We start from the raw sequence: 5,400 nt of genomic DNA on the forward strand, positions 1-5,400 counted from the left end.
GATCGCATCTTTCGCCTTCTGCTGACCGCGCTCGTCATCCCGGCGCAGGTGGCGATGATTCCGTTGTTCCTGATTTGCAAGATGCTCGGCGTGGTCGACAGCTTCGCGGGCGTGCTGATCCCGTCGATCGCATCCGTGTTCGGCATATTCCTGGTCCGCCAATACGCGCTGTCGATCCCCGACGAGATGCTCGAGGCTGCACGGATCGACGGCGCGAGCGAGGCGCGCATCTTCCGCTCGATCGTGCTGCCGACGTTGAAACCGATCCTCGCGACGCTGGCGACGTTCAGCTTCCTCGGCTCATGGTCCGATTTCCTGTGGCCGCTGATCATTCTCAACGACGGCAGCAAATACACGCTGCCGGTAGCGCTCGCCAATCTGAGCCGCGAGCACGTCCAGGATGTCGAGCTAATGATGGCGGGGAGCGTCGTGACGTTGCTGCCCGTCCTGCTGCTCTTCCTGCTCCTACAACGCTACTACATTTCGGGCCTAATGGCGGGGAGCGTCAAGGGATGAAGAGGTTTATCATGGCTTTAGCCGCACTGGCCGGGATCGCCGCGGCCAAGCCGCCACCGGCACCGCTGCCGCCCGAAGGAGTCCAGACCGCGCAGCCGGCGGCGGCGGGCGGCTATCCGTATCTGGTCTTCGTGCCCAGGGGTTATGGCGCGGACAGTACGCAGAAATGGCCGCTGGTAATTTTCCTCCACGGATCGGGCGAACGCGGCACCGACATCGAGGCGGTCAAGCGGAACGGTCCGCCCAAGGTCATCGACCGGCATCCCGGGTCGCCGTTCCTGCTGGTCTCGCCGCAACTCGAGGAGGGGCTCGACGACAGCCGCTGGGACACCGCCAAACTCGACGCGATGCTCGCCGCGGTCCGCAAGACCTACCGCGTCGATCCAACGCGAATTTACCTTACCGGGCTCAGCCTCGGCGGCTATGCGACATGGGACTGGGCATTCAAGCGCCCCGACCTGTTCGCCGCGATCGTCCCTGTTTCCGCCAATAGCGAGGACGCCAGCCGCGATCCGTGCACGCTCAAGGACATGCCGATCTGGGCATTCCACGGCGATCAGGACGATGTCGTCGATCCGCTGAAGGGCTTTGCGATCATGCATGCGATCGACGCGTGCAAGGGCAGCATCCGGCCCAAAATGACGATCTATCCGCAGATGACGCACGGTTCGTGGGAGCCGGCCTATGACGACCCCGCTTTGTGGCGCTGGCTGCTCGAGCAGCGCCGCATCGAACCCAATCCAACCAGGAAAGCCACGTAATGACCAACCCGTTCCCCGACGATTTCCTGTGGGGATGCGCCACCGCCGCGTACCAGATCGAAGGGTCGCCGCTCGCTGACGGCGCGGGTGCGTCGATCTGGCAACGGTTCAGCCACGATCCGCGGCTGATGGCAGCAAAGGGCGATACCGGCGACGTCGCGTGCGACCATTACAACCGCATGGCCGGCGACGTCGCGCTGATGAAGGAGCTGGACCTCAAGGCGTACCGTTTCTCCGCCGCGTGGGGCCGCGTACTGCCCGAGGGGACGGGGCGGGTGAACGCGGCAGGCCTCGATTTCTACGAGCGGCTGGTCGACACTTTGCTGGCAAACGATATCGAGCCGCTCTGCACGCTCTACCATTGGGACTTACCAGCCGCGCTCGACGATCGCGGCGGCTGGCTCAACCGCGACAGCGCCGACTGGTTCGCCGACTATGGCCGGGTGATGTTCGACCGGCTCGACGGGCGCGTGAAGAAGTGGGTCACGCTCAACGAGCCATGGGTGATTACCGACGGCGGCTACCTCCACGGCGCGCTCGCGCCGGGGCACAGGAACGTGTTCGAGACGCCGGTCGCCAGCCGCAACCTGATGCGCGCGCACGGCGCCGCGGTGAAGGCGTATCGCGACGTCGGGAAGCATGAGATCGGGTTGGTGGTGAACCTCGAGCCCAAATATCCCGCGTCGGATTCTGCCGAGGATAAGGCCGCGACCGCGCGCGCGGCCGCCTATATGAATCGCCAGTATCTCGATCCGGCGATCCACGGCGCCTGCCCCGCCGAGCTTGCCGACATCTTCGGCGAAGCCTGGACCGATTGGTCGGCCGACGACTTGGCGCTCGCCCGGCAGAAGATCGATTTCGTCGGGGTCAATTACTACACCCGCAACGTCACGCGTGCCGACGATTGCTTTCCGGTACGCGCGACGATGGTCGAGCAGAAGCAGGCGACCTACACCACGACCGGCTGGGAAGTGTTCCCGCAGGGGCTGACCGACGTGCTGCTGTGGGTGAAGGAGCAGTATGGCGACCCCGCGATCTACGTCACCGAAAACGGCGCCGCGTTCTTCGATCCACCGGTCGCCGAGCAGGGCCGCGTTGAGGATCCATTGCGCGTATCTTACCTGCGCCATCACATCGCCGCGGTCGGGAAAGCGATCGAACAGGGCGTCAACGTCAAGGGCTACATGCTCTGGTCGCTGTTCGACAATCTCGAATGGTCGCTTGGCTATTCGAAACGTTTCGGCATCGTCCACGTCAATTTCGCGACGCAAGAGCGAACGCTGAAGGACTCGGCCAAGTTTTATCGCGAGGTGATCGCGACCAACGGGGCGTCTCTACGCTAGCGCCGCGTTGGCGCGCTGCTCCGCTTCGGCGTGGAGGACCCAGAAATTGGGCACCGGTTCGCCGGCCAGACGGCACTGCAGCGCGTCGAGGTGCGATCCCCAGCCGCCGCCGAAGCTGCGCGCATCGTCGGCGCCGCGCAGCCCGCTATGCGTCAGGGTCAGCCGGGTGCGCCCGTCGTCGACGGGCGCCAGTTCGAACACCACCGTCCCCGCAGCGCCACCGTCCCAGCTGAACGCGAGCAGATGCGGCGGCTCGATCCGCTCGATCGTCTCGAACCACGATTTGCCGACATTCTTGGCGTAACGTTCGGGCGTCGGCACGTCGCCGTCGGACAGCGCGCCATGGTCGAACGTCAGCCCGAACTTGCCGCCGACGCGCGGCTCGGTGTCGCCGCCCATGAACCATTTGGCGCGCAGCTCGGGCTCGATCAGGTAACGCCACACGGTCTCGACCGGCGCATCGAGCGTGCGTTCGAAGCGCAATTGCTGCGGCGTGATCGTGTCAGTCATGCGTGCTCTCCAAAGTCTCGGCCAGCGACCCGAGGATCGTCGTCCAGCCCTTGCGGGTCTGTTCCTCGTACGCCGCCCATTGCGGGTCCATGTCGTGCGTCAGCGTGATACGCGTGCCGGCATCGGTCGCGGCGAAATCGATCGCCACGCGAGTCCAGGCGCCTTCCTTCGCCGGGTCGGCGCGGAACTTGAATACCAGCCGGTGCGGCCGGTCGATCGCCTCGAATTGCAAATGGTGGTGCGCATCGCCGCTCGCGCGCCGCTCGACGATCAGCGCCCGCCCGCCCACACGCGCGTCGATCTCGCACGTGATCATCTCGCCGTGGGGCGTCTTGAACAGGAAATGCCGCGCCAGTGCGGGGTCGAGCCACGCGTCGAACACGCGGTCGGGCGGCGCGGCGATGTCGTGCGTGACAGTCAGGGTGACGGGATCGGTCATGCCTTGTCGTCCGCGAGCAAGGTTTCGAGGCGATCGAGGCTCGCGGCCCAGACCCTTTCCCATTGCCGCAACCACGCATCGGCCTCGCGCAATCGGTCGGCCTTCAATCGGCACAGCTGCTGGCGCCCGGCCTTGCGGCGCTCGACCAGCCCGGCGCGTTCGAGCACGCCGACGTGCTTGGCCGCGCCGGCGAAGCTCATCGCGAACGGCGCCGCCAGCTCGCCAACCGAGCGCTCGCCCGCCATCAGGCTCGCCAGCATCGCGCGGCGGGTGGGATCGGCCAGCGCCGCGAAGGTCATGTCGAGTCGTTCAACCATATGGTATAATTATGCGCCCAGCGCTAAACTGTCAACCGTTCGGTTTAATGATACTTGGCTTGCCCAATCGCCTGGAGCGCGACACAAAGGAGCGGGGTTGCAGCGCGTTAGGGGGCGGCGATGACGTCGAGAGCGTGGGACGATGATGGGCTGGACGACGGGCTGGAGGATTGGGAGCGCGACCTGACGCGGCCCGACGGCTTTCCGTTGGTCGCGACGCTGGCGGGGTCGGTTGCGATCATCCTGGCCGCGTTCTTCGCATTCAATTTTCTGACGATCGACGTCATTGGCCATGTCGCTGCGGTGCTCGGCGTGGCGATTCTGGTGGCGGCTGTTGTGTTCGCCGGGACGTGGCTGCTGACACTGCGCCACGCGACACTTGGCTGGAACGTGATAGCGGGCGGCGCATTCGCCGGTATCGCGCTGATGTGCGTGGTGGTCGTACTGGCGATCGACGCGGCGGGAACTCAGGCCGATGCCCGCACCGTCCGTCTGATCAAGATCAACGCTCAAGGCGAGCCCGCGCTGCCGCCCGGTGTCAAGGGCGGGCCGATCACCGCGGCCGCGATGGATTTCCTGCGCCAGGCGCTTGTCGAGCGCCACAGCCGTGAGAACTTTACGCGCGGGCTTGGGCTCGATCGCCTCGCCAATGCCAGCGCGATTCTGCGCGAGCCCGATCTGGTGCGCGATTGCGGCCGATTCGCGCGCAGCGCACCGCGCATCGACGAGATGGACCGTGCGCTACTCGCCAAGGCGCAGGCGTTCCGCGCTCGGCTGGGCGCGATCGTCAAGGATGCGGGGATGCGCGAGGCGTTGCTCAAGGGGTTCGACGATTCGGTCGGATCGGGTAGCGCCGATATGCGCGACACCAACCGGTTGACGCATAATCTGTTCGATCAGGCGGGGCCATTGTGCACGCTGCTATCCGCGCGGCGCTGGAAGCCGATGGGCAGCATGTTCATGTTTACGTCGGCAGGCGATCTCGCGGCGTTCAACCGCTCGATCACGCCATGGAACGAGCTGATCCGCGATCTGCAGGCGGTCGCGGCGCGGCAGCAGGCACGGATGAGCGAATCGGGTATCGTCGACGCCCAGTCGCGGCTCTGATCACTCTTCGGAAGCGTCGTCGCCGTCGGGCTGTGGATTCGCCGGACGGCGGCGAAACCCGCCGCGTCCGGGGCGGTAATCGTCCACTGGCGGCTCGATCCTCGGCAACTCGCCGCGCGTAATGCGGCCGTCATGGTTCTTGTCGAGCACCGCGAACCGGTCGAGCGCGGCGATGCGGAACTCGCCGGCATCGACGCCGCGATTGAAATTGGTGTCGGCGACCACGACAGGTTCGGGATAGTCGAAGAACGAATAGCGCGCGGCGCCGCGCTTGGTGTCGGCATAGCGCGGTGTCTTCGCCTCGCCCCCGCCGTTACCGAACGACATGCCGCCTGGGCCGCCGCCGCCGCCACCGCGACGGCCCCCACCGCCGCCGCCACGCCGACCGCCTCCACCGCCGCGCGGCG

General features: G+C 66.1%; 7 protein-coding genes and 1 pseudogene. 4 read left to right on the forward strand and 4 right to left on the reverse strand.

Annotated elements, in window-relative coordinates:
* The 3 genes from JWM94_RS15760 to JWM94_RS15770 form a co-directional block, all read left to right on the forward strand.
* Positions 1-516, forward strand: a 516-nt coding sequence (locus tag JWM94_RS15760; RefSeq protein ID WP_299429143.1) for a carbohydrate ABC transporter permease, incomplete at its 5' end; no start/stop codon positions are given.
* An 11-nt stretch (positions 517-527) separates the two neighbouring features.
* Positions 528-1,277 (forward strand): prolyl oligopeptidase family serine peptidase, encoded by a 750-nt coding sequence (locus JWM94_RS15765; RefSeq protein WP_299429145.1) that lies wholly within the window; start codon positions 528-530, stop codon positions 1,275-1,277.
* A complete protein-coding gene (locus JWM94_RS15770) occupies positions 1,277-2,620 on the forward strand; it encodes a GH1 family beta-glucosidase (RefSeq protein WP_299429147.1) in 1,344 nt (447 codons plus the stop codon). The genes JWM94_RS15765 and JWM94_RS15770 overlap by 1 nt, the downstream gene beginning before the upstream one ends.
* Here JWM94_RS15770 and JWM94_RS15775 read toward each other — a convergent pair.
* The 3 genes from JWM94_RS15775 to JWM94_RS15785 are packed head-to-tail and all read right to left on the reverse strand — an operon-like array spanning position 2,612 to position 3,886.
* Positions 2,612-3,130, reverse strand: coding sequence for an SRPBCC family protein (locus JWM94_RS15775; protein ID WP_299429149.1), 519 nt, complete (start codon positions 3,128-3,130; stop codon positions 2,612-2,614). The two genes, JWM94_RS15770 and JWM94_RS15775, sit on opposite strands and share 9 nt — an antisense overlap.
* Positions 3,123-3,569: an SRPBCC domain-containing protein gene (locus tag JWM94_RS15780; protein WP_299429151.1), complete on the reverse strand. Its 447-nt coding sequence runs from the start codon at positions 3,567-3,569 to the stop codon at positions 3,123-3,125. The genes JWM94_RS15775 and JWM94_RS15780 overlap by 8 nt, the downstream gene beginning before the upstream one ends.
* Positions 3,566-3,886, reverse strand: a complete 321-nt coding sequence (locus JWM94_RS15785) for a helix-turn-helix transcriptional regulator (protein ID WP_299429153.1) — start codon at positions 3,884-3,886, stop codon at positions 3,566-3,568. Before JWM94_RS15785 ends, JWM94_RS15780 begins: the two co-directional genes overlap by 4 nt.
* Positions 3,887-4,006: 120 nt before the next feature.
* On the opposite strand from JWM94_RS15785, the gene JWM94_RS15790 reads away from it, so the two are divergent.
* Entirely contained in the window at positions 4,007-4,993 is a 987-nt protein-coding gene (locus tag JWM94_RS15790; protein ID WP_299429155.1) for a hypothetical protein, read from the forward strand.
* On the opposite strand, the pseudogene JWM94_RS15795 reads toward JWM94_RS15790, so the two are convergent.
* Positions 4,994-5,400: pseudogene (locus JWM94_RS15795) on the reverse strand (EF-hand domain-containing protein); the annotation flags it as partial.

This window comes from Sphingomonas bacterium (genome assembly GCF_028289855.1).
Lineage (GTDB): Bacteria > Pseudomonadota > Alphaproteobacteria > Sphingomonadales > Sphingomonadaceae > Sphingomonas.

What these genes read in the sequence shown, in the direction of transcription:
- JWM94_RS15765 (WP_299429145.1), top strand. Translation starts at nt 528, where the DNA reads ATGGCTTTAGCCGCACTGGCCGGGATCGCCGCGGCCAAGCCGCCACCG.
- JWM94_RS15770 (WP_299429147.1), top strand. Translation starts at nt 1,277, where the DNA reads ATGACCAACCCGTTCCCCGACGATTTCCTGTGGGGATGCGCCACCGCC.
- JWM94_RS15775 (WP_299429149.1), bottom strand. Translation starts at nt 3,130, where the DNA reads ATGACTGACACGATCACGCCGCAGCAATTGCGCTTCGAACGCACGCTC.
- JWM94_RS15780 (WP_299429151.1), bottom strand. Translation starts at nt 3,569, where the DNA reads ATGACCGATCCCGTCACCCTGACTGTCACGCACGACATCGCCGCGCCG.
- JWM94_RS15785 (WP_299429153.1), bottom strand. Translation starts at nt 3,886, where the DNA reads ATGGTTGAACGACTCGACATGACCTTCGCGGCGCTGGCCGATCCCACC.
- JWM94_RS15790 (WP_299429155.1), top strand. Translation starts at nt 4,007, where the DNA reads ATGACGTCGAGAGCGTGGGACGATGATGGGCTGGACGACGGGCTGGAG.